This window comes from Enterococcus caccae ATCC BAA-1240, from assembly GCF_000407145.1.
GTDB classification, from domain to species: Bacteria; Bacillota; Bacilli; order Lactobacillales; family Enterococcaceae; genus Enterococcus_L; species Enterococcus_L caccae.
In genome coordinates this window covers 326,578-348,971 of the sequence record NZ_KE136476.1, presented here as the reverse complement: position 1 = coordinate 348,971, position 22,394 = coordinate 326,578, and the positions used below count along the sequence as shown (strand labels likewise).

General features: G+C 32.0%; 21 protein-coding genes. 4 read left to right on the top strand and 17 right to left on the bottom strand.

Annotated elements, in window-relative coordinates:
- Window positions 1-103 precede the first annotated feature (103 nt).
- From I580_RS16075 to I580_RS16000, 16 genes are all read right to left on the bottom strand, one after another.
- Entirely contained in the window at window positions 104-1,507 is a 1,404-nt protein-coding gene (locus I580_RS16075; protein WP_010770953.1) for an oligosaccharide flippase family protein, read from the bottom strand.
- Window positions 1,504-2,853, bottom strand: a complete 1,350-nt coding sequence (locus I580_RS16070; RefSeq protein ID WP_010770952.1) for an O-antigen polymerase — start codon at window positions 2,851-2,853, stop codon at window positions 1,504-1,506. Before I580_RS16070 ends, I580_RS16075 begins: the two co-directional genes overlap by 4 nt.
- Window positions 2,854-2,864: 11 nt before the next feature.
- On the bottom strand, window positions 2,865-3,734 hold the full coding sequence (locus I580_RS16065) for a glycosyltransferase (RefSeq protein WP_010770951.1): 870 nt from the start codon (window positions 3,732-3,734) through the stop codon (window positions 2,865-2,867).
- 19 nt (window positions 3,735-3,753) lie between these two features.
- Window positions 3,754-4,968 (bottom strand): CDP-glycerol glycerophosphotransferase family protein, encoded by a 1,215-nt coding sequence (locus tag I580_RS16060; RefSeq protein ID WP_010770950.1) that lies wholly within the window; start codon window positions 4,966-4,968, stop codon window positions 3,754-3,756.
- Between the two features lie 3 nt (window positions 4,969-4,971).
- Complete coding sequence (locus tag I580_RS16055) at window positions 4,972-6,021, bottom strand: NAD-dependent epimerase/dehydratase family protein (protein ID WP_010770949.1); 1,050 nt, start codon at window positions 6,019-6,021, stop codon at window positions 4,972-4,974.
- Between the two features lie 18 nt (window positions 6,022-6,039).
- The gene (locus I580_RS16050) at window positions 6,040-6,762 is read right to left on the bottom strand and encodes an IspD/TarI family cytidylyltransferase (RefSeq protein WP_010770948.1); all 723 of its coding nucleotides are present in this window, start codon (window positions 6,760-6,762) and stop codon (window positions 6,040-6,042) included.
- Between the two features lie 21 nt (window positions 6,763-6,783).
- A complete protein-coding gene (locus tag I580_RS16045; RefSeq protein ID WP_010770947.1) occupies window positions 6,784-7,659 on the bottom strand; it encodes a LicD family protein in 876 nt (291 codons plus the stop codon).
- 18 nt (window positions 7,660-7,677) lie between these two features.
- Window positions 7,678-8,562 carry an NAD-dependent epimerase/dehydratase family protein gene (locus I580_RS16040; protein WP_143141734.1) on the bottom strand — a complete coding sequence of 295 codons (885 nt, stop codon included), beginning with the start codon at window positions 8,560-8,562 and terminating at the stop codon, window positions 7,678-7,680.
- On the bottom strand, window positions 8,495-9,139 hold the full coding sequence (locus I580_RS16035) for a sugar transferase (RefSeq protein ID WP_010770945.1): 645 nt from the start codon (window positions 9,137-9,139) through the stop codon (window positions 8,495-8,497). Before I580_RS16035 ends, I580_RS16040 begins: the two co-directional genes overlap by 68 nt.
- Window positions 9,140-9,152: 13 nt before the next feature.
- Complete coding sequence (locus I580_RS16030; RefSeq protein ID WP_010770944.1) at window positions 9,153-10,961, bottom strand: polysaccharide biosynthesis protein; 1,809 nt, start codon at window positions 10,959-10,961, stop codon at window positions 9,153-9,155.
- A gap of 19 nt (window positions 10,962-10,980) precedes the next feature.
- A complete protein-coding gene (locus tag I580_RS16025) occupies window positions 10,981-11,745 on the bottom strand; it encodes a tyrosine-protein phosphatase (protein ID WP_010770943.1) in 765 nt (254 codons plus the stop codon).
- A 25-nt stretch (window positions 11,746-11,770) separates the two neighbouring features.
- Entirely contained in the window at window positions 11,771-12,472 is a 702-nt protein-coding gene (locus I580_RS16020) for a CpsD/CapB family tyrosine-protein kinase (protein ID WP_010770942.1), read from the bottom strand.
- A gap of 11 nt (window positions 12,473-12,483) precedes the next feature.
- On the bottom strand, window positions 12,484-13,320 hold the full coding sequence (locus I580_RS16015; RefSeq protein WP_010770941.1) for a YveK family protein: 837 nt from the start codon (window positions 13,318-13,320) through the stop codon (window positions 12,484-12,486).
- Between the two features lie 135 nt (window positions 13,321-13,455).
- Window positions 13,456-14,286 carry a hypothetical protein gene (locus I580_RS16010; protein ID WP_010770940.1) on the bottom strand — a complete coding sequence of 277 codons (831 nt, stop codon included), beginning with the start codon at window positions 14,284-14,286 and terminating at the stop codon, window positions 13,456-13,458.
- 79 nt (window positions 14,287-14,365) lie between these two features.
- Window positions 14,366-15,340 (bottom strand): diaminopimelate epimerase, encoded by a 975-nt coding sequence (dapF, locus tag I580_RS16005; RefSeq protein WP_010770939.1) that lies wholly within the window; start codon window positions 15,338-15,340, stop codon window positions 14,366-14,368.
- A gap of 131 nt (window positions 15,341-15,471) precedes the next feature.
- Window positions 15,472-16,080, bottom strand: coding sequence for a superoxide dismutase (locus tag I580_RS16000; protein ID WP_010770938.1), 609 nt, complete (start codon window positions 16,078-16,080; stop codon window positions 15,472-15,474).
- Between the two features lie 165 nt (window positions 16,081-16,245).
- On the opposite strand from I580_RS16000, the gene I580_RS15995 reads away from it, so the two are divergent.
- The 3 genes from I580_RS15995 to I580_RS15985 all read left to right on the top strand — a co-directional run bounded on the left by I580_RS15995 (window position 16,246) and on the right by I580_RS15985 (window position 19,354).
- A complete protein-coding gene (locus I580_RS15995) occupies window positions 16,246-17,058 on the top strand; it encodes a DUF1189 domain-containing protein (RefSeq protein ID WP_010770937.1) in 813 nt (270 codons plus the stop codon).
- 142 nt (window positions 17,059-17,200) lie between these two features.
- Window positions 17,201-18,292: a flavodoxin-dependent (E)-4-hydroxy-3-methylbut-2-enyl-diphosphate synthase gene (gene ispG / locus I580_RS15990; protein WP_010770936.1), complete on the top strand. Its 1,092-nt coding sequence runs from the start codon at window positions 17,201-17,203 to the stop codon at window positions 18,290-18,292.
- A gap of 99 nt (window positions 18,293-18,391) precedes the next feature.
- Window positions 18,392-19,354, top strand: coding sequence for a phosphoglycerate dehydrogenase (locus I580_RS15985; RefSeq protein ID WP_010770935.1), 963 nt, complete (start codon window positions 18,392-18,394; stop codon window positions 19,352-19,354).
- 124 nt (window positions 19,355-19,478) lie between these two features.
- Here the strand turns inward: I580_RS15985 and I580_RS15980 are convergent, their stop codons facing one another.
- Complete coding sequence (locus I580_RS15980) at window positions 19,479-20,417, bottom strand: glycosyltransferase family 2 protein (protein WP_010770934.1); 939 nt, start codon at window positions 20,415-20,417, stop codon at window positions 19,479-19,481.
- A 408-nt stretch (window positions 20,418-20,825) separates the two neighbouring features.
- Here I580_RS15980 and I580_RS15975 point away from each other — a divergent pair, with 408 nt between their 5' ends.
- Window positions 20,826-22,313 (top strand): helix-turn-helix domain-containing protein, encoded by a 1,488-nt coding sequence (locus I580_RS15975; RefSeq protein WP_010770933.1) that lies wholly within the window; start codon window positions 20,826-20,828, stop codon window positions 22,311-22,313.
- Window positions 22,314-22,394 lie beyond the last annotated feature (81 nt).

The window sequence follows — 22,394 nt, the reverse complement described above, 5'->3', positions numbered from 1 at the left end:
TATCCTAAAAAATTTAGTCCCCAAAAAACTTAAGAACTATTCTCTTTTTTCAAAATAAATTAAGAATTAGTCCTCTAAAAATATTAGAGGACTAGTTCTTAATTTATTTACTCTTTTTAGAAACAAAAACGAAAGTGGATTTAATATCTTTTCTTTTCAGTACAAAATAAATCACCAGTACTACTCCATAAAGTAAAATAGAAATAGCAGATTTAATGTACCAATTTATTACCATAAAAAAAACAGTAACAGATATTTCCAAAATCGTATCTTTTGTTATATTTATATTCAAATGGTCACAGAGTTGCTTCTCCGCTAGTATTGACCTAATTGCTAAAGAAGCAACTATTGACAAAACCGCCAAATTTGGACTAGAAATAATAAATATTGATACATACCCAATAATAATGCTAATAAGTAAAGAAAAAAGATTTGAGATTAGAATGATGCTTTCTTTTCTCGTCACTTTTAAATATGTATTTATGAGCATAGCTGTTTTACTATTAAAAATAATTATAGGGAACATTAAAGACATGTAATGTAAACTTTCAGAATATATTGGTAACCAGATAGATAAAACATACTTAACAGGATAATAGAATATCATTAATGTAAAAACACTTATCATAAGTATATCTCTCATTTTTCGATAATAAAAACTTAGATCCTCTGTTTGTACTTTTTTTAAAATCGGAAATACTACCATAGAAACTGCATTCACAAAAACCATCATTAAATTAGACAACGTTAGAGCTAACGATATTTTTCCAAAAAAGACAATTCCCCATTTTCCTTCCATCATAAATCGAATTATACCAGTAATAAATATCCCTGCTATACCACCGAAAGTTACTTTATAACCAATTAAAATATTTTCTTTAATTTCAGTAAAATTAGTAGAAAGTTTATACGAATCTGACACTAATAGTCTTTTATTTTTTAGTATCGCATACAATAAACTTATCATTCTTGATAGTAAATCTGCTATTAAGAGGCCTTTATAAGAATTGCCTTTAAAGAGCAAAAATAATAGAACAAAAACTAAATATAGTAGCCTATCTAAAATGATGATAGAAGCATACTGCTTTATTTGGTTAGTCGCTAACAATATAAATTGGATAAATATATTGGAATTATATAACAACATACAAACACTCGCAGCTAACAACACTAACATTTTATCCGTGCTTTCACAAATAACAACAAATAGCACACAAGAAAAAAGGGAGATTATAAATTCTGTTAACATAAAAATTTTAAATTGACCCGAAAATAATTTAGAATCCAGCGAATCATAGCTTTTACCACCTAATTTTAAGTACATTCCATCTACCCAACCAAGATGAAATATACCCAAAAATGTGATATAGAGCATATATAACTGAAAATAACCATAAGACTCTACTCCAATCATTCTCGGTATTGTTAACGTCACCAGTAATGAGATCAAAGTAGAAACTATATTAGAGAAAAAAGTATATGAAAAATTTTTTAAAATTCTATTCAATAATTTTTCCCCCTCACTTCGTAAAAATCTACTATTTCAGTAGAAAAATAACGGTCTTTTCCTATAAGCAAGTAATACAGCATTGCCAAATAAATTGATTGATAAAATGTTGTCAGACTAAAAATATTACTTATAAATTGCTCGTCCAATGAAATTTCTACAACCGGATAGAAGATACTGCATAAAAGCATTATAGAAAATCCACTAACTTTCTTTCTTTTAATATTCTCAATCCAGAAGCTATAGAAATAACCTTGAAAAAAGAGAATAAAGTAAAGGCCAATATAATTATAATCTTGAATATATCTACGAAAACTGGTATAAATATTCGTTCTACTTCCATTAAAATATAGAAATTCTAAAGGAGTATTATATTCTGGGATAGAAACTAAATTAATTTTCCTCAAGATCTTATATATATTATATAGTGTCTCTTTTCCAAAAAAATCATTAGAACTATGAAAAGAATCTAAATATTGATTTAAACCGACAATTGAACTTCCCATATAAATCGAAATGTCATCCCACAATTCTCTAGAATCTGTTTTTGTAGTTAAAAATCCTAACAACCGAAAAACTAATAAGAAAAGAATTATACCTGAAGCACCATAAGAAACTATTTTCCAATCTAATCGATTACTCCAAGAATTATTTTTTTTCCACAATATAAATACAAGCATCAAGGTATACGTAGTCAGCCTAATAAAATCTATTCGAGCCGTCGATATTGAAATCTGTGCAACATATACTCCGATTGGTAAAAAGCCAACAAAATCAACAATTTTAAAATAAAATTTATTATAGACTAGTACAAAAATGTAAATATAAGCTATACATTTAGATATCAATAGTAGATGCGACAAAACAAACGGCATATCAATATTGTATTTAGTATTAATAACAGCATATCTAGCGTATTTAAACATGTCGTTATAACCACCAGTATTTCCAGCGATCAAAGAAATCTGATAAATATATCTGAAATAGTAAATTAAGACTATAAACATTATAAAACTAAGTATCAATGTAATTGTCTTCTGAATATCAAGAGCTTTGATTTTAGCTGATTTAATTGTCTTAGAGCTAGTATGATTTATAACTTTATATATACTTTTAGCAAAAACATCGCCTAGTCCCCAAAATATAAATGCACTAAAAATAACAATCACTGTCAATGGTAATATCTCAACATTCCACTTATCTATATTTAATAAACATACTATTAAAGAAAAGCAAAACATTCCAATTCCAATTAGCCAAGCTGAAATAACATCTTTGTTATTAAAAAGGTATGCTAAGACTCCTAAAAAAATCAACATTATGAGCAATAAAATTATGTAGTACAAAACAACCCCCCCTAAATTTTGACCATTATTCCATCTTTTATCCCTTTAATAATAACTAAAAATTGAGATAATTTCTGCTTTTCAAATAATAGTTTTTTTAATTCCCAAGAAAATATTTTTTTAACTTCTTGTTTGACTTTAATATGATTTTTATATTTTCTTATAAAATATATTGAATTTCTCATATAATAGTAGTTCCTATTTGGATTATGATTAAATGTTCTGGCCCATCTATTTAATGTTAAGGACTTACTTCTAGAAAATGCTTTTCCAAGTAATGATCCTTCCTTGGTATCACCTAAATTTTGTATCATATATGCTTCATTTATTCGAAGAATTTTCTTATCTAAAAGCAATATTTTTTGACACATATCATAATCAACGTAATCAATAAACATCCACTCATCATATTTCCCTGCTGCTTCCCATAAAGAAGTTTTTAACAACATTCCAGAAGTAGGACATCTCTGAACTGAATCTACTAAATTATTTGAAGGAGTTTCATAAATTATTTTTTGTTCCGATGATTTTCTAATAACCTTTAGAGTTAGGATACCAACCGATTCATCATTCAAATATTCAGAATATTTTTTTATCACATTTTCACCCAGTAATGTATCCTGATCCATAGACAGGACCCATTCATACTCCTCGTCTGATGCATGCTGCATGATATTATTTAAAGCTTTTGCGATTCCAACATTTTTTCCAACTGAAATAACTTCAATATCCTTATCAATTTCTTTTATATTTTCAAGGTTTGAACTCCCGTTATCAAAAATATAAATTTTTTCAACCTGCCTTTTTATTAAATTAAGGTTTTTAATTAGTAATTCTATTTCTGGATTGTAAGTTACAATACCCGCACATATTTTTTCCATATAACTCCTCATAGTAATTTTACAAATTTAAAATTTCTAAATAGTTACGCTCGCAATTTTTTTCATCATCATACTTAAAAAATTCATCTATGCGAACTCTATATTCATCTTCAAGTTCAAAGTTTTTTTCATACATTTCTTTTATCATGATTACTAAATTCTCTTCCGTATCGACGATAGGTCCAAAACCATCTTTGTCATAGGTAAAATATTTACTTTCAGCATATTGCTTTTCTTCAAATTCATCTTTGTCAAACTGATAGTAAATCATTGGTTTCTTCATATAACAGAAATCGTAAGTTACACTGGAATAATCTGTGATTAACAAATCAGATATTTTTAATAAATCTTGTACAAAATACTCTTCTTTGGAAGCAACAAGTAACCGACTGCTACTTGAATAAAAATAATCACTATATACTTGTGCATAGCCGTGCAAATAAAAAATTAATTCAATATCATTTTTGTCAAGAAAATCTAACAATGACCTGTTGTTTATTAGACTAAAAAAACTCTTATAATATTTTGACTCTAAAAACTGCTTTGTTATTTTCTCTTTATTGCTTTCATCTATTTCCAATCTAAAATCTAGCCAGTTTCTCCACGTAGGCATAATCACAATCTTTTTTTTATCTGATATAATGTTTTTTAAACTATCATATCTACAAAAACCCACTACTTTTACTTTCTCAGATGATTGAAAATTAGCTTTTATTAAAATTTCCTTCTCTTTTTCAGACATAGATATAATCAAGTCGTAGTTCGTATTTTTAGCATCTACTATTGATGAATATCCTCTGGCAACTCCATGATTCAAAAATATATTTTTAAAATCATGCAAATCCCACTGAACTAAATCTTCACAAATACGACCATATGGAAAACCGTAATATTTAGTTGTTCCTATAAATTTTGAACATCCCCAAAAAAGAATATAATGTTTAATCCCACCAAACTTGATATAATTTCCTAAACTTTTTATCTTATTAAAATCGTTACATTCAAAGTTTATTGGATAAAAAACTTTTTTGTTTGGATAAGTCTCTCTTATATATTTAAACAACCAATACCCATTATCCCTTGCATCATTCTCATACTCAGTAATCACCCAGACATCCGAGTTAAATAGCCTATACAGTTTACCAGGTATATAAGTCAAAATAAGTTTGATTAATGGAAACAAATCTCTTTTTCTCATTTTAAAAATTTGTTGTCTTAACTTTGCAAAATTCACGATTTACTTCATCCTCTCAGCCATACTAAAAATCAATTTCTCAAATGATTCTTGTAATGAAAATTTTGGCTGCCATCCTAAATCAACTATTTTCTTTATATCTAATTTGATTTTTGTATCTTCTGGATATTTCGACTTTTTTTCTTGTGATATCTGAAATTTCAACTCTATTTGATTTAAAGCTATTTCTCTGCATACCATACTTGCAACATTTTTTATACTATCGGTTGAATCAGGATTAGATATATTGTAGATATTTGACGCTTCTCCGCAATTAAAAAGTAATAAGAGCGCCCTTACAACATCCCTTGAATTACAATAATTAGCAATTGAATTTCCTTTTGTATTTAAAATAATATTTTCTTTATTTATTACACTTTTAGCTAATTGAGAAAAAAAACGCCCATCATTTAAATCGACACCTGAACCAAAAGTTTGTGCAAGCCTTGCAACCATAGTATCTACTCCATACTCCTTATAATAAGAAGAACATAGTAATTCGCAAGCTCTTTTTCCTTCTGGATATACATTACGAACATTTGTTAAATCTAAGTAACCAAGATTTTCTTCCTTCACCACAGTATAATGATCAAATTGACCATAAACTTCCATAGAAGATAGATATATTGTTCTAGAATTTTTATTCTTACAGGCTAATTCTAATATATTCTTGGTTCCTTCTATCATATCTAAAAACGTGTTAATTGGATTTTCAATTATAGATGATGACTTTGTAGTAGCTGCTGCATGAAGAAAATAATCAATTTCTTTATTACATTTAAGTGGTTCAACTATGTCTTGAAAGACACCTTCAATACCTAATGATTCATATTGACTGTATAAGTTGTCAAATTTTTCTTTATTTCTAGCTAAACCAATTATTTTACAATCTGTTCCTAGGTACTTATTCATGTATAGAATAGTCATCGCAAACTGATAACCTATTAATCCAGTAATACCAGAAATGAAAAAAGTTTTTCCAGAAAAAAATGCTAGCTCCTTACGTGAAGCAGATATTGAATCGACTAAATCTTGATGAAATATTGAGTCCATATCTTTTTGTCTTCCTTTCTAACTAAAAATTTTTTCATTTTTTCTTGCTTCAATCAATGCTTTAAACATATAAAAATCAGCAGGTGTTGTTATTTTTATATTCTCCGGCTCACCTTCTACTGTCGATAACGAAAATCCATAATATTGCATTAAAGACGCAGAATCAATGAACTTATGATTATTATCCTCTATGGCTCTTTTATGTGATGACATTATTTCTTCAAACCAAAAGCTTTGAGGTGCCTTAGCCATTCTACAATTAGACCTCTCCAAAACTTCACTTACTTTTCCCTTATCATCAATATAAACTACAGTTTCTATAGCTGGGCTAACAGTTATAGTAGCACCATATTTTTTTACGGAATTGATATTATCATTAATAACTTCATCGTTAATAAGCGGTCTTACACCATCATGTATTAAAACAATACAATCTTTCAATCCCACTATTCTTTGTTTGATCTCCAAAAGCCCCCTGTACTGAGACTCTTGCGCAGTCTTTCCACCAGAAATAACACTCAACACTTTTTTTATATTGAACTTTGATAATAAACTCTCTAAATATTCTATCCATTCTTCTTTACAAACTACGATAACTTGATCAATGTTTCTATTTTGTTCAAAAATTTCTAAAGTGTATATAATTATAGGCTTCCCATCCAACTCCAAAAATTGCTTTGGCATAGAGTCACTTTTCATGCGCGACCCTACTCCTCCAGCGAATATTAAACCAACATTCATATTTTTTCTCCTCCATTATTTTTATTTGTTGTAATATACCCCTTTAAACTTTTTATATGGTTCATTTAAATTAACATAGACAATATCATGCTTAGGATATCGTTCATTTTCTGGTGGCAATTTCATATAATCACCAAATATTAAAGAAAGATACTCCTCATGTCCAATAGCTACTGGCATAAAATCTGTTTCAAATGGTACCATAGAAACATCCAGAAACCATTTTTTTTCTAATAATCTAAAAATGGCTTTAGGTCCTGTTACTAATTCAACTAAATAATCTCCATCTTCCAAAGTCCACTTACTCATTTCTTTTTCAGATTTACTCCATAGTAGATACCTTAATTTTTTACTTGGTACCATAGCTAATGCGATCCCTGTTAATAATTTTAAAAACTTTCCTTTGTTATTAGGTATTCTTTGTGCGTTATAAACAGAGAAAATAAACGCACAGAGTATTTGTTTTATTCTTCCAAGCTTATATCTAGGAGCAATATCAATTGGTATTATATCAATTGATACACCATGGTTTATATCAACATCTTGACTATGAGTATTTATGAATGTAGTATTGTTAGCTTTTATGGACATTGCTGTATGATGATAATTTTCAGTTTTATTTGTTCTACATAGTGAATATAATCTAGTATCAGCAATCTCATTCCATTTTCTTGTCAATATTTCGTAATCTTCTCTCAACATAAAACAATCAATATCGTCATCCCAAGGGATAAAACCACCTTCTCTTTTAGCCCCAATTAACGTTCCACCAGCTAAAAAAAATGTCAGCTCATTTTCGAAGCAAATTTTCTTTAAATAACAAAGTATCTCAAGTTCCTTTAGCTGGAGAGCGCGTAATTTATCTGGCGTTATATCATCAAACGAAAAAAATTCCATTCCTATTTTACCTCGCAATTATTTTTTCTGTGTAGCTGTAATACTCCCTTGAAAAGAAATTTGATTATAGTCCAATTCAAAATCACTTGATGATTGGTCAATCATTAAATCTCCATATACTTTTTTTATCAGACTCAATGATAATAAGGAAAAAATAAATCTACTAAACCTACCTAAAATAAAGTACGTTCTTTTTCTATGTTCTTTTCTAATTAGGCTAATTAAATTATTAGTAACTACATATTCTTTATTTTGCGGAAGATACGTTCCATCTAATCTATTAGATATAATGATATATATTAAATAACATAGATTCTCAATGTAAATCATACTGCGACTATTAGTGATATTAGGAAATATTCCCCAATGCAGCGCTAATTTTTCCAATAGAGAAAAATTTCCTGGTGAATTTTTTCCATAGACCATTGGAGGTCTGATTATAGCTACTTTAAATGATTTTGAAGACAATTCATTTATAGCCATTTCTGCTTGCCGTTTACTTTCTCCGTATAAAGAACTAGGATTTAATTTAGTGTCCTTTGTAATTAAATCCGTCTCTGGACTAACGTCTCCATATACCGCAATAGTGCTAAATAAAATAAAATTAGGTACTCCATCCTTTTTGGCTTTTCTTGCAATTTTTATAGCTAAATCAGTATTTACTTGAAAAAAGATTTTCTCGTCCATTCTTTTTTTTTTATGCACAATAGCGGCTAAATGTACAATACAATCAAACTCAGAAAAATCCATATCTTTCCAATTATCTGTTCTTACACTTATTGATTTAAAGCATATATCGTCTGGTGAATAGTGCATTAAACTTTTCCCGATATAACTATTCTTTCCTACCAGTAATACCTTTGTTATGTTTTTCTCGTTTTTGTCTGATAACGCCTGTGCCACCTTCAACAACTCCCTCTGACTTAAACACAGATAATAATGTACCAAAAAAACATTTTACATCCATTAAAAATGACAATTGATTTACATATTCTCCATCTAATTTTGCTTTTTCAGCTATTTCTAATTCATCCCTACCATTGATCTGAGCCCATCCTGTTAGCCCAGGTCGAATACAATTGGCCCCATACTTCTCCCTTTCTTCAATTAAATCATATTGATTCCAAAGAGCTGGTCTAGGTCCAATAACAGACATATCACCTTTCAAAATATTAATAATTTGAGGTAATTCATCCAAACTTGTTTTTCTTAATATTTCCCCAACCTTTGTTATATAATAACCGGGATTATCTAATAAATGTGTAGGCTTTTCTGAAGGTGTATCAACTCTCATAGTACGGAATTTATATATAACAAAATGAGAATTATCAATCCCTAATCTTTTTTGCTTGAAAAAAACTGGACCTTTTGAATCAAGCTTTATGGCAATGATAATAGCTAAAAATAAAGGCGATAATATAATCAATCCTAACATTGATAAAATGATATCAATCATTCGTTTCAAATTTTGTTTATACATTATACTCCTCCATTTATTTACTAGATTCATTAGCAAAATTTATTAGTTTATCTGATACTGATTTATCATCAAATAGTAGACTTCTAACAAAAGAGTCAACTGTTTCCATATCAAAACCACTAACATTGCCAATGAATATTTTATCAAATACTTGTTCAGAATTTTTTTCTTTATTTACCAACAACTCTTCAAACAGCTTTTCACCAGGTCGAATGCCTGTTTCGACAATTTCAATTTGATCTTCTCTATAGCCACTAAGTTTAATCATATTTTTTGCTAAATCGTATATTTTTACAGGGTTCCCCATATCCAAGATGAATATTTCCCCACCTCTAGCTAGTGCCCCTGCTTGTATTACTAAACGACTCGCTTCTGGAATCGTCATAAAATAACGTGTCATTCTAAAATCAGTTATCGTTAGCGGGCCCCCCGCATGAATTTGTTCTTCAAAAACAGGAATAACACTTCCCCTGCTTCCCAAAACATTTCCAAAACGAACTGCACAAAACTTTGTATTTCCTCCATTATTAAGACCAGTTACGATCATTTCAGCTATTCGCTTAGTAGCCCCCATCACATTTGGTGGATTCACAGCTTTATCTGTTGAAATCATCACAAAGTTTTCAACATCATATTTTTTTGCCGCCTCGGCAATATTTTTAGTTCCAAAAATATTATTTTTAACAGCTTCTACTGGATTTTCCTCCATTAAAGGAACGTGTTTATGTGCTGCTGCATGATAAATAATTTCTGGTCGATATCTTTCAACAACTTGAAACATTCTTTTTCTATCTTGAACATCAGCGATAATAGGAATAATTTCTGTTTTTTGTGCACAAAAAATACGCCTTAACTCTCTTTCGATAAGGTAAATAGAATTTTCTCCATGACCTAAAATCAATAGTTGTTTAGGAGAAAATTTCATTATTTGACGACATATTTCTGAACCTATTGAACCTCCCGCACCTGTAACCAATATTATTTTTTCTGTTAATTGGTCTGTCAATTGAATAATATCCAACTTAACTTCTTCACGACCTAACAAATCAACGACATCGATTTTTTTTAGTCTAGATATCGTGATATTTCCTGAAGCTACTTCTTCTAATGCAGGCATAGAGTTTATAGGCAAACCTAAGGGAGTTACTATTTCTAAGATTCTTTGTAATTCCTTTGGTTGAAGAGAAGGAATTGCGATCGTAATCATTTCAATATTGTGACTTTCTACAATAGCTGGAATTTCAGTTGTTTTTCCTAGTACACGTACACCAGAAAGGTATGTGTGAAACTTATCCTGCGCATCATCAATAAATCCAACAACATCAATGTCACCATTCGTTGTAGAATTAACCAAACTATTTAATAATATTCTTCCTGCCTCACCGGCACCAACAATCAGCGTTTTTTTTGCAGCAGAAGTTATTGAACATTTTTTATTTTGATGTTCAATAATCAAACGCCAACTTAGCCGACTCGAAATGATGAAGAATGTAGCGACTAAATATGTCATTAATATAAACCTATGGCCATAAAATTTATCTGTCAGAAATAAAAAGATAAATTCAAGCATAAAAGTTATAGTAGTTGTTGCAAAAATAGCGCTCATTTCACTAAGATTCGTATAACGATTAATTCGATTAAATACTTTCAAAACAAAACCCCAAAAGATATATAAAACTAACTGTGCAACAACAGCTTTATTCAAAAAATTATATGTAATTTCAACATATGGTAATAAGTAAAAATACGAAAATATATTAGCTAACAAAATTATTAATGAATCTACCAACAGTAATACCAACACTTTTGTTTTTCTTGACATCCTTTAAACCCACTCTTTCTTATAAAAAACCAAACCTTTTTATTTTAATCTCTTTAAACTCCGGTCTTTGAACATCATCTCCATTCAAGATATCTTTAGCCATTTGTTGCATTGCTGCAACCTGCTCTACACTTCTGTCTTTCGCAATTGCCTTAAACGCTTTTTCCATAAAAAAACCACGTTTTTCTATATTATGGGCATCAGAAGCAACCATATATACCATATTATGAGCAACCATCTTTTTCGCAGTACGTTCGATCTGCTTCCCAAAAATACCAACATAACTTGGTGCAGTCATTTGAGTCAACACACCCATTTCCAAAAATGGTAACAGTCTATTAGGATCTTCAATAAACTTACTGTTTCTCTCTGGGTGAACAATCACTGGTATGTGCCCTAATTCCAATAACCTAAAAAACAATTGTTCTGTGTATGCAGGAATATCGTTACTTGGAAACTCAATCAAGATGTAACGATTCGTAAGATCAGCAAATAAAATATCTCCCATTTGGATCTGCTCCACTATATCTCCACTTATCCTGACCTCTTGCCCTTCGTACAAGACAAGAGGTATATTTCGTTGATCTAATTCTTTTTGTAATGCTGCTACTTGAGAAATCACTTGACTAGCAGGATTATCGTACTTTCCATTGTTATGATGAGGTGTACAAAGAATGTGTGTGACTCCTTGTTTAACAGCCATACTAGCCATGTCAAGTGAATCATCGATCGTTTTTGCTCCATCATCAATACCAGGTAATATATGGCAATGCAAGTCAATCATTGGCTTTTTCCTTCCTCATCAATTATTATGAACCATAGTAGTATCCTTGATCTTCTATATTCTTTGAGCCATTGTAGACAACGCCAAGGATATTCGCATCAACCATTTCCAATAAACTCTTAGCCTTTAATAAAGAATCTCTCTTTGATACGTTCTCACGAACTACTAAAATCGTACCATCTGATTTTGATGCAACAATCTGTGCATCAGTCACAGCTACGACTGGTGGCATATCAAAAATGACCAAGTCATATTGGTGTTTTAATTCATGAATCAACTCTTGCATTCTTCTAGAGTCCAGTAACTCTGAAGGGTTAGGCGGCTTAGGTCCACTCGTCATCAAAAATAAATTATCTACTCCAGAATTTTGGACAACTTGATGCAGCATTGTTTCCCGGCTACCTAGTAAAGTACTTAATCCTCGAGTATTATCTAAGGCAAAGGTTTTTGCTACTGTAGGTTTACGCATATCTGCATCTACTAATAAAACTCGTTTGCCTGAATTAGCAAATACAATCGCTAAGTTAGCTGAGGTGGTAGATTTCCCTTCACTGGGACCAGATGAAGTAATTACTAATGTTTTTAAGTCTCTATCTACCATAGCATATTGAATATTGGTACGAATTGTTCGATATTGCTCTGAAATCGGTGATGATTTATCTGCTAAAGTAATCAAACTTACTGCTTTTGTTTTTTGCTTTTTTTGAGCTCTCACTATATTTGTCATACTATACTCCTTTAAACCCGTGGACGGCTTCTACGTACTGGCGACGTAGTAGTATCTGGTTTACTATTTTCGTTTGTCATAGTTTTAGGTATCTCTTTATTTATACTTCTAGAATCACCAGCATGGTCTTCAGATGGTGATGGCGTTCGGACTAATTTGGCATTTAGTTCTTTAGCAGTCATATTTGGGACAATACCTAGTATTGTAAAGCCAAGTCCTTCTTCCACAAAACTATCATCTTTGATGGTTTTATCAAATAGTTCTAAAATAAATGCTACTGCGATACCAGCCATGATACCTAGAGCCAAACCAATTAGCAGGTTTAGTTTATCATTCGGTGAAACTTGATTCATATTTGCTGTTGCGGCAGATATGATCGATATCTTATCAACATTCACCATATCTTTAGCCTGCTCTTGGAAAACTAAAGCTGTTTGATTCGCTATATTTTGTGCCACTAGCGGATCTGTTACCTTTGAAACAATAGAAAACATCTGTGAATTTTGTGATTGATTCACTGAAATGCTTGCTTTTAAGTCTTCAACAGACAAATCACTATCATGTTCACCTTTCATTCTTTGCTGTACTTCAGACATTACGGTATCACTTTTGATCAAATCTTTATACGTATTGATCATTTGTAAATTCCCATTAATATCATTGACATTGGTTGTTTCATTTTGTGGTAATCGGACGATTAATTGTGCTTGTGAACTATATTTAGGAGTAATTACAAAATAAGTCAAAATACCAGCAATTCCCAATCCTAAAAACATGCTAACAATAATCAAACCAACGCGTTTCTTTAATACTCCGATTAATTCTTGTAAACTAATTGTCTCTTCCATTTTTTCCTCCAGTTAACTGCATATAAATAATTATAAATTTTAAATGAAACCACTACAAGATTATTTGTCAAGAATATTGATCAATAATTTGAGCAATTCTTCAAATTATTGATCGCTTAGATTCTAATAATCACTTTATTCACTTGGTAAAACTTCTTCTTGATTAGTCACTACCTCACCGAGCGCTTGCTTTTTAAGTAGACTATCAATTATATCTAGTTGATTAGCTAGTTCTTGTCTCAGGGTTTCATTTTTAACTAACTCTAACTGACTAATAGCGAGAAAGAAAGTTTCCACCGTCATACTGCTTGTCAATGCACCATCTTGAATCATTGCTTCAATGGTTCGCCTTAATTCAGTATATTGTTTGACCTGAGTATCCATTTCATCTAACAATGCACTCATTGCTTTGGTCCAATTGTTTTCACTTTTAGATACCTCATTACGAATCTGTGAAATCGTTGCAGTTGATGCCGTCTCATTGATAACAATATTAGGACTATTCGCTGTCCAATCAACTGGCGCTTTAACTAATAGCTCACTTATTTGTTTTTGTATTGTTCTTTTACGGTTAAAATCCTCTATTTTAGTTGATAGTTCTTTTTCTCCTTGGATCACTTCAACAAAATTGCTTGAAAAATCCTCATCTTTCAAGCCAAAATCTACAGCTTCTTTCTTTAGTGTACGGATATCTCTTTCGATACTTTTTAATTTTTCTTCATCAATTGGTTCCATTAAAAAGTCTTCCTGATCCTCTCGATACAGTTGTTTCACTTGCTTATCTAACCGTTTGATTTTTGCAGATTCACTTTTTATAGTTGATTTTGCGTAGTCAACTTTTCTTTGATATTCTTTATTGATATTAGACCTTATTCCTAAAATACAGACACTAATAGAACCGATAATCACAATTATGTAAATAAACCTTTTCGCTTTGTCTCTACCAAACCCTTCGAATTTTACCACTACTACACTCCTTTTAAGCATAACTAAATAACGAACTTTTATATTTTGGACATACCAACCCTCTATATTTGTCGATTATTTATTTTATAGATTTTAAAAATTTCTCATAATCTGCTTGCTCATTTGTTTCTTTTATACTTGCTTTTTTAAACTGTGCTTTTGTAAAATCAGACAATGTGCCAGATATTTCATGTGTAATTGTTGCATTACCAATCAACTCCATCCAATAACCATCTGAATTTTCTTCATGCACTACAGTATTTACCAAACCTCCAGTATTTTTGACAGTAATCGTTTCACCAAAGTTTCCCCCATGTAGCAAGACATACATTAAGCTACTCGCACACATAGCGGTTCCACAAGCATTCGTAAAGCCAACTCCGCGTTCAAACGTTCGGACAAAAATTTTATTGTTTCCTAAAATCTCTACGAAACTTACATTGATACCATCAGGAAAAATCGGATTGTCTCCATTTACATACGTTGCTATTCTCTCAAATTCATCGCCCATTAGCGTTTGATGATCTACAAATGTAATCAAGTGAGGATTAGGAACTGCTACAACCGAAAATGTCAACTTACTAGATAATTCTGAAATTTTTTCGTCAATGATTGTATTGTTTTTAGTTTTCATTGGGATTGCTTCTGCTTCAAAGCGTACAGGTGAAATCTCAACTTGATAAGTCGCAATTTTTTCTGCTAAATTTTTAGCTTGACGTACTTTTAGCTCAGCAAACATCGTTTCAACAGTAAATGATTCTTGATCGTATTTTTCAGCTAAGTATCTAGCAACAGTTCGCAGCCCATTGCCACACATGCTCGCTTCACTACCATCACTATTGATGACACGCATTTTAGCTAATGACTCGCCACCTATTACGGATTCAACTAGCAATAAGCCATCTGCCCCATTAAGCAGCCCGGTTTTTCTATCACATAAATGGGTGCGTAACGCATCGATTTCTTTGTCAGTAAAAGGGCGTTCTAATTGTGTTTCGTCTATTAAAAAGAAATCATTTCCGGACCCATGAACTTTTTGCATCGCTATATTCATCACAAAACTCCTTTGCTCTTTTCTATCTCATTTAATATTCCTAACTATTAGTATGCCACAAACAAAAAGAGGAAAACAGTGTAATTTACTGTTTTCCTCAAAAAGTTTCTAAAAATTTTATTTTTTGTACCTTATTTAGCTGCTGCGAAGCGTTTATTTACTTCATCCCAATTTACAAGATTCCAGAATGCGTCGATGTAATCTGGACGTACATTTTTGTAATTTAGATAATAAGCATGTTCCCAAACGTCTAAACCTAAAACAGGTGTTTTACCATCCATTAAAGGTGAATCTTGGTTAGGAGTTGATGTAATTTCTAATGTACCATTATTTAAAACTAACCATGCCCAACCAGAACCAAAACGACCAGTTGCAGCTGTTTTAAATTCTTCTTTTAATTTATCAAAACTACCAAAAGTAGCATCAATTGCCTCTTTAATTTCGCCAGTTGGTGCACCACCAGCGTTTGGTGCCATAATTTCCCAGAAAAATGCATGGTTAGCATGGCCGCCACCATTATTACGTACAGCCGTACGAATATCTTCAGGGATGCTGTCCATATCAGCAATTAAGTCTTCTATTGATTTAGAGCCAAGCTCAGGATGCTTTTCGATTGCTGCATTTAAGTTCGTCACATATGTGTTGTGGTGTTTATCGTGGTGTAGATGCATTGTTTCTACATCAATATAAGGTTCTAATGCGTCATAAGCATACGGTAGATCTGGTAAAGTGTAAGTCATAAAAAAATCCCTCCATGTAAGTCTCTATTTTCATACATTTATAGCATAACAGATTTTATGGCAACCTTCAAAGTAATTGCTTACAAAAATTGAGCAAAACTTGTTTTTCCTTGATAACTCCTTTAAAATGACGTGTATACTCAATTTGAAGTCAGGAGAGAATGTATGAACTCATTTACACTATTTAGACGCTCACTATTTCAGGTAACTGATCTCAACAAGGCAAAAAAGATGCCGTTTTGGAAAGTTATTTTATATGCTATTTTTTTAAGTATCATTCTGGCTTTACCACTCACAAAACAACTATTTTCTATCATGCAAGATATCAAAGAGGATGGACAAAAAATCGCTGCAAAACTACCCGAATTTAAAATTTCCGACGGTAAACTGCATGCAGCAGATGATGTCGAAGGATTCATTTACCAAACAAACTCAATCATTTTCACTTTTGATCCAGCTGGAAAACGAACGGTTAGTGACGTTACAGCTGATTCAGTTGGAACGGCCGTTAGCTTAGGTTTCTTACAAGATAAATTTGTTGTCGCACTACCTAATTCTGGAGCTGCAGACTCATTATTAGGGGCCAATCAATTTGAATTTCCTTATTCAAAAGGAACACTAGATGGCTTAAATAGTCAAGACTTAAAACAAGGTTTGGATGAAGCGAGTATGCCATTTTGGATAAAATTAGTTATTTTTATTTTCACACTCTACCCAACCTTTATCAATCTCGTCATCAATTTACTCATGATTACAATAGGAGCCAATCTTTATAGCAAACTCCGGTTATATAAATTACGCTTTTTGGATTGCTTAAAGATTGCAACTTACAGCATGACATTACCTGTAATCATCAGTAGTGTCCTACATTTTGTCAACCAATCTTTTGATGACAGTTTTTTGATTGTTTTTATTTCTTTACTCGTTTTCTTTTTTGCTGTTCGAAATGAAAAACGGCAAGAACCACCATTGGCCTAAAACGAAAAAAGGAATGCTTGAATCTTAAACATTTCTTACATTCTCTACTTTAGAAATTATGATAAGATAGACCATGAATTAAGGCTAGAACACAAAATAGGCTATAAAATAAACAGAACAGTAATTAAGGAGAGAATGAATTATGGGAGAATTGACTCATCGTAAAAATACTCGTCAAGTGAAGGTCGGCGATTTGACGATTGGCAGAAGTGATGAATTATTTATTCAAAGTATGTGTACAACGAAAACTCATGATATTGAAGGGACAGTTGCTCAAATCAAGCGCTTGGAGGAATCAGGCTGTCAAATCGTGCGTGTAGCGGTTCCAGATGAAGCCGCTGCTAATGCGCTAGGTGCTATTAAACGTCAAATTTCTATTCCTTTAGTTGCTGATATTCACTTTGATTACCGTTTAGCATTAAAAGCAATTGAACAAGGGGTTGATAAAATCCGGATCAACCCGGGAAACATTGGACGTAAAGATCGTGTAGAAAAGGTCGTTACAGCATGTAAAGCCAAAGGAATTCCAATTCGGATCGGTGTAAATGCAGGCTCTTTAGAAAAGAAATTTTTACAACAATATGGTTATCCAACTGCTGAAGCAATGGTTGCTAGTGCAGTTGAACATATTAAAATACTTGAAGATTTAGAATTTTACGATATCATCGTTTCACTAAAAGCAAGTGATGTTCTTTTGGCGATTGATGCCTATACGTTGGCAGCTGAAACATTCGATTATCCCTTACACTTAGGAATCACCGAGGCAGGAACAAAATTCTCTGGTGGGATAAAGTCAGCTGCTGGACTAGGCTCTTTACTTTCTCGCGGTATTGGGAACACTTGTCGTGTATCCTTGTCAGCTGATCCTGTAGAAGAGATCAAAGTAGCAAAAGAGGTTTTAAAAGCTTTCGGTCTAGCCAGTAATGCAGCCACATTGATTTCTTGCCCGACTTGCGGACGTATTGAAATTGATTTGATTCCAATTGCCAATGAAATCGAGGACTATATTGAAAAAATTCAAGCACCAATCAAAGTTGCCGTTTTAGGCTGTGCGGTCAATGGTCCAGGCGAGGCTCGCGAAGCGGACATTGGCATTGCTGGCGGAAATGGAAAAGGCATGCTTTTCAAAAAAGGGAGAATCATTCGAACGGTGCCAGAAGAGATCATGGTTGACGAATTGAAAAAAGAAGTTGATCTCCTTGCAGCAGCATACGCTCGTGGAGAAAAAATATAATTTAAGCTTTAAATAAAAAAGATTGAGCCTGTTAATAGTTCAATCTTTTTTTGTTTAAAGTACTTTTTTGTTACAATGAACTAGCAAGGAGGAATCAATATGGGACAACCAATAATCTATCTTTATGAACAAATGAAAGAAGAGCAAGTTGAAACGATTAGGCAAAGTACCTCTGATTATATAATTGTTGATGCAAAAAGAGAATCACTACAAATAAACGAAGATGATATTGAGATTATGTTAGGCTGGGATAAAGAATTAGGACAAAAGCTTTTATCTTCTGTAACAAGCCGTTTAAAATGGGTACAGTCGATCTCTGCTGGCGTAGACACATACGATTTAGACCGCTTTGCTGAAAAAAATATACTGTTATCCAACGCCAGCGGTATTCATAGTATTTCAATTTCAGAACATGTTTTGGGCGTTTTGTTGACTGAATTCCGAGGCATTCGTACTAGCATCAATAACCAAGCAAAAAAAGAATGGACACGAGAAAATATTTCCTATCAGCAGCTTTCTATGAAAAAAATGTTAATTGTTGGAACTGGACATATCGGCCAACAACTTGCTATTTTTGCACAAGGTTTAGGCATTCAAACATATGGAGTTAATACTTCTGGGCACGTGACAAACGGATTTATTGAGTGTTATTCCCATAAAAATATGAGTCGTATTGTGAATGAGATGGATATTGTTGTAAACATACTGCCTTTAACAGACGACACTTATCAAATGTATAACCAACGAATGTTTCTTGCAATGAAAACGGGGACTGTCTTCATTAATGTCGGTCGTGGCCCTTCAGTCAATACAAATGATTTGATTCATGCTTTAAATTCAGGTCAACTAAGCTTTGCTGCTTTGGATGTTTTTGAAGAAGAGCCTCTACCTGAAAATAGTCCTTTGTGGGAAATGGATAATGTGCTGATTAGTCCACACATCTCTGGTTTAACTCCTGGATTTAAAACTAAATTACTGACAATTTTCATGCAAAACCTTAGACAGTATCTTCAAGATGGTACTTTAGCAAAAAATGAAATTACTTTGCATCAAGGTTACTAAACTAAAGAGTGGCTGGGATATCACTCTAAGAGTCACACCCCAGCCACAAGGAATCCGAATAAATAGTGGGAGCAAAAACAGCTCCCTCTTATTTCTCGGAGTTAACGCTTCGGTCCCTACCGCTTTATTGTTGTTGGTCTTTTTCAGTTTCTTTCACTAAATAAATAGGTCTTTTTTTTGTTTCCATGAAAATTTTTCCAATATATTTCCCAATTATCCCAAGACAAAGTAACTGCAATCCACCTACAAACAGAATTATACAAACCATAGATGGCCAACCACTAGTAGGATCTCCTTTAATAATAGTTCTAAAGAAAATAACAAGCATCGCGATTACTGATCCCATACACGAGAATGCGCCAACATACGAAGCCAAATTTAACGGTGCTTCCGAAAAATTGACTATTCCATCAATCGAATAGCTTAGTAAGCTCCAAAATGACCATGAGGTAGCGCCAGCTACGCGCTCGCGGTTTTCATAAGAAAGATACTCTGTGTTAAAACCGACCCAACTAAAAATGCCTTTTGAAAAACGATTATATTCAGTCAACTCTAAAATTGCATCCACCATTTGGCGTGTCATAAGCCGAAAATCCCTAGCTCCGTCAACCATTTCAGTTTCTCCTATTTTATTAACTAACTTATAAAACATTCTAGCAAAGAAACTACGGATTGCAGGTTCTCCTTCACGATCTCCACGTCTGGTACCGATACAGTCTAAATCTTTGTTAGCCTCTAACATTTGAATCATTTGGGGTAACAGCTCTGGTGGATCTTGCAAATCCACATCCATCACCGTAATCAAACTGCCTCTAGCCTCTTTAAGGCCAGCATATAATCCAGCTTCTTTCCCAAAATTTCTGGAAAAAGAAAGATAACGAACTTTCTCTGGATGTTTCTTATATAATTTTCTTAGTGTATTTAGTGTCTGATCTTTTGATCCATCGTTAATAAATATGTATTCTATATCCTGTTTAATTTGTGCGCTTACTTTTTCTACTTCTTCAAAAAACAACGGGATTGAGTCCTCTTCATTGTAACAAGGAACAATAATTGATAACATGAATTTTCCTCCAAAAAATATTCTTTTTTGATTATAACATACATCTTTTACAGAATAATAAAAAAAACATGCATAAATTGATTCATACTACTTCTGCTTTACATATAACAAAAGATATTGCTATAAAACAAAAATTTGAAATATAAATAACACATATTTTTTAATTATTCAAAGTATAAAAAAACAAAACCCTTATTATGAAAAGAATTAAGGGATACAAATCCAATGTTAATGTAACTTTAAATAATTGTTACATTTTTGATTTAACTTTATTTTCTGATTGAAATAAGCAGTTTAAATGGTTATTATATAGAGAGTAAATCTTTTTTCAACTAATGACATATCTTTTTTTGTGAAATATATAACTTTTAATTATTATAAAAAAATATTACTAGAAGGAGACTAAATATGCTAGAAGACATTTTGTTAGATGATGTTGCTCAACGTAAAATCAGTGTTTTTAACCAATTATTAGCCACCGCAGATGGTACATATAGTGTTCATTATTTTGAACAGTTTACAGATTTCTCATACGCTCGATTAAATTCGTTATTTGCTGAGATTCATGAGGATCTTATGGAACAGCAAGGATTAGCGTTATTAACAGACCAAGGAAAAGTACATATTCAGCTATCAAAGTTACGCGATATTCCATATTCTCAGTTTCTGTTTCGTAAAAGTTTACCTTACAGATTCTTACTTGCAACAATTTTAGAGAAAAATTACACAATCGAACATTTTTGCAGAGACCATTTTATCAGCCGAGCTTCCATTATTCGCCGACTTCAACCACTAATCAATTATTTAAAGGATTTTGATATCCAGCTAAATTGCTCAAAACTTCAAATGACTGGAAAAGAAAACTTAATTCGTATTGTCTATTTAAATTTTTTTTGGATTGCATCATACGGAGAAGATCTTTTTTTAGCGCTTGATGAAACCAAAAGAGGCGTTGATTTATTTGACCCAGAAGATCATCAATGGATGACTTATACAGAACCTAGAGAATGGTATCTATTAACCACTATTTCTCAATTACGAATACAAAAAAAACATTTCATTATCGAACCGCCATTTAAACAATTAATCTTTCCAAGAACAAGTAAGTCTTTTGTAAAAAAGCTGGAAAAATTAAAGGTTCCACAGCATTTCATAGAAAGAGAAACTACATTTCTTTCGTTTATGATGTTTTACTGGAATATTTATTTTTATGCAGATGACCCTAGAATCATCTATGTAAAAGAGTACCTGAAAAGTGAACAGCAACCTCTTGGTAATTTAATTGAACGGTTTGAAGCTTTTTATCTGCCACTATTTTCAGAGAATAGACTATCAAATGATGAAAAAGTGTTACTAAACATCAATATTTTTACTACTTTTCTCAATCATTCTGTGTTAAAAGATTCACTACCACTTACCATCAACTTTATGGAATCGTGTATCAAAGAACAGAATCCGTTGTATATTCCATTGTCGGCAAAGGTCAGAGCCTTTTTAAACGAAATTATTTTACTGCCAGATTTTTCTTGGATAAAAAATTGTTTAGAAGATTTAGTTTACATTTGTTCGTTTTTACTACTACCTTTTTACGAACGAAGCAACCCAAAATATCAGTTAAGTGTTGGTATTATCCTCTCACCTAATGCTATTTTTTTGCAATCTCTCTATGATTTTTTGGAGCAAATTGCGTTTGTTTCCGTCTCATTTGTTTCTTCAACTTCAAATGAAGAATACGATTTTTACATAGCAGCGTCGAAGCTTTTACTCCCTGATAAAGTAAAACAAAAGGATAATTTTCAAATCATTCCACTGTCACCTGCATTAGACTATCAAGTTGGACTTATTGATATTTTACATCAACGATATACAGCAAAATCAACTACTTTAGCTGGTTAAGCGAAACACCATTTCGCTCTAATCATTTGTGTAACACAAAGTAAGTGTGGCTGATCCATGACGATAAAAGTCATAAATCAG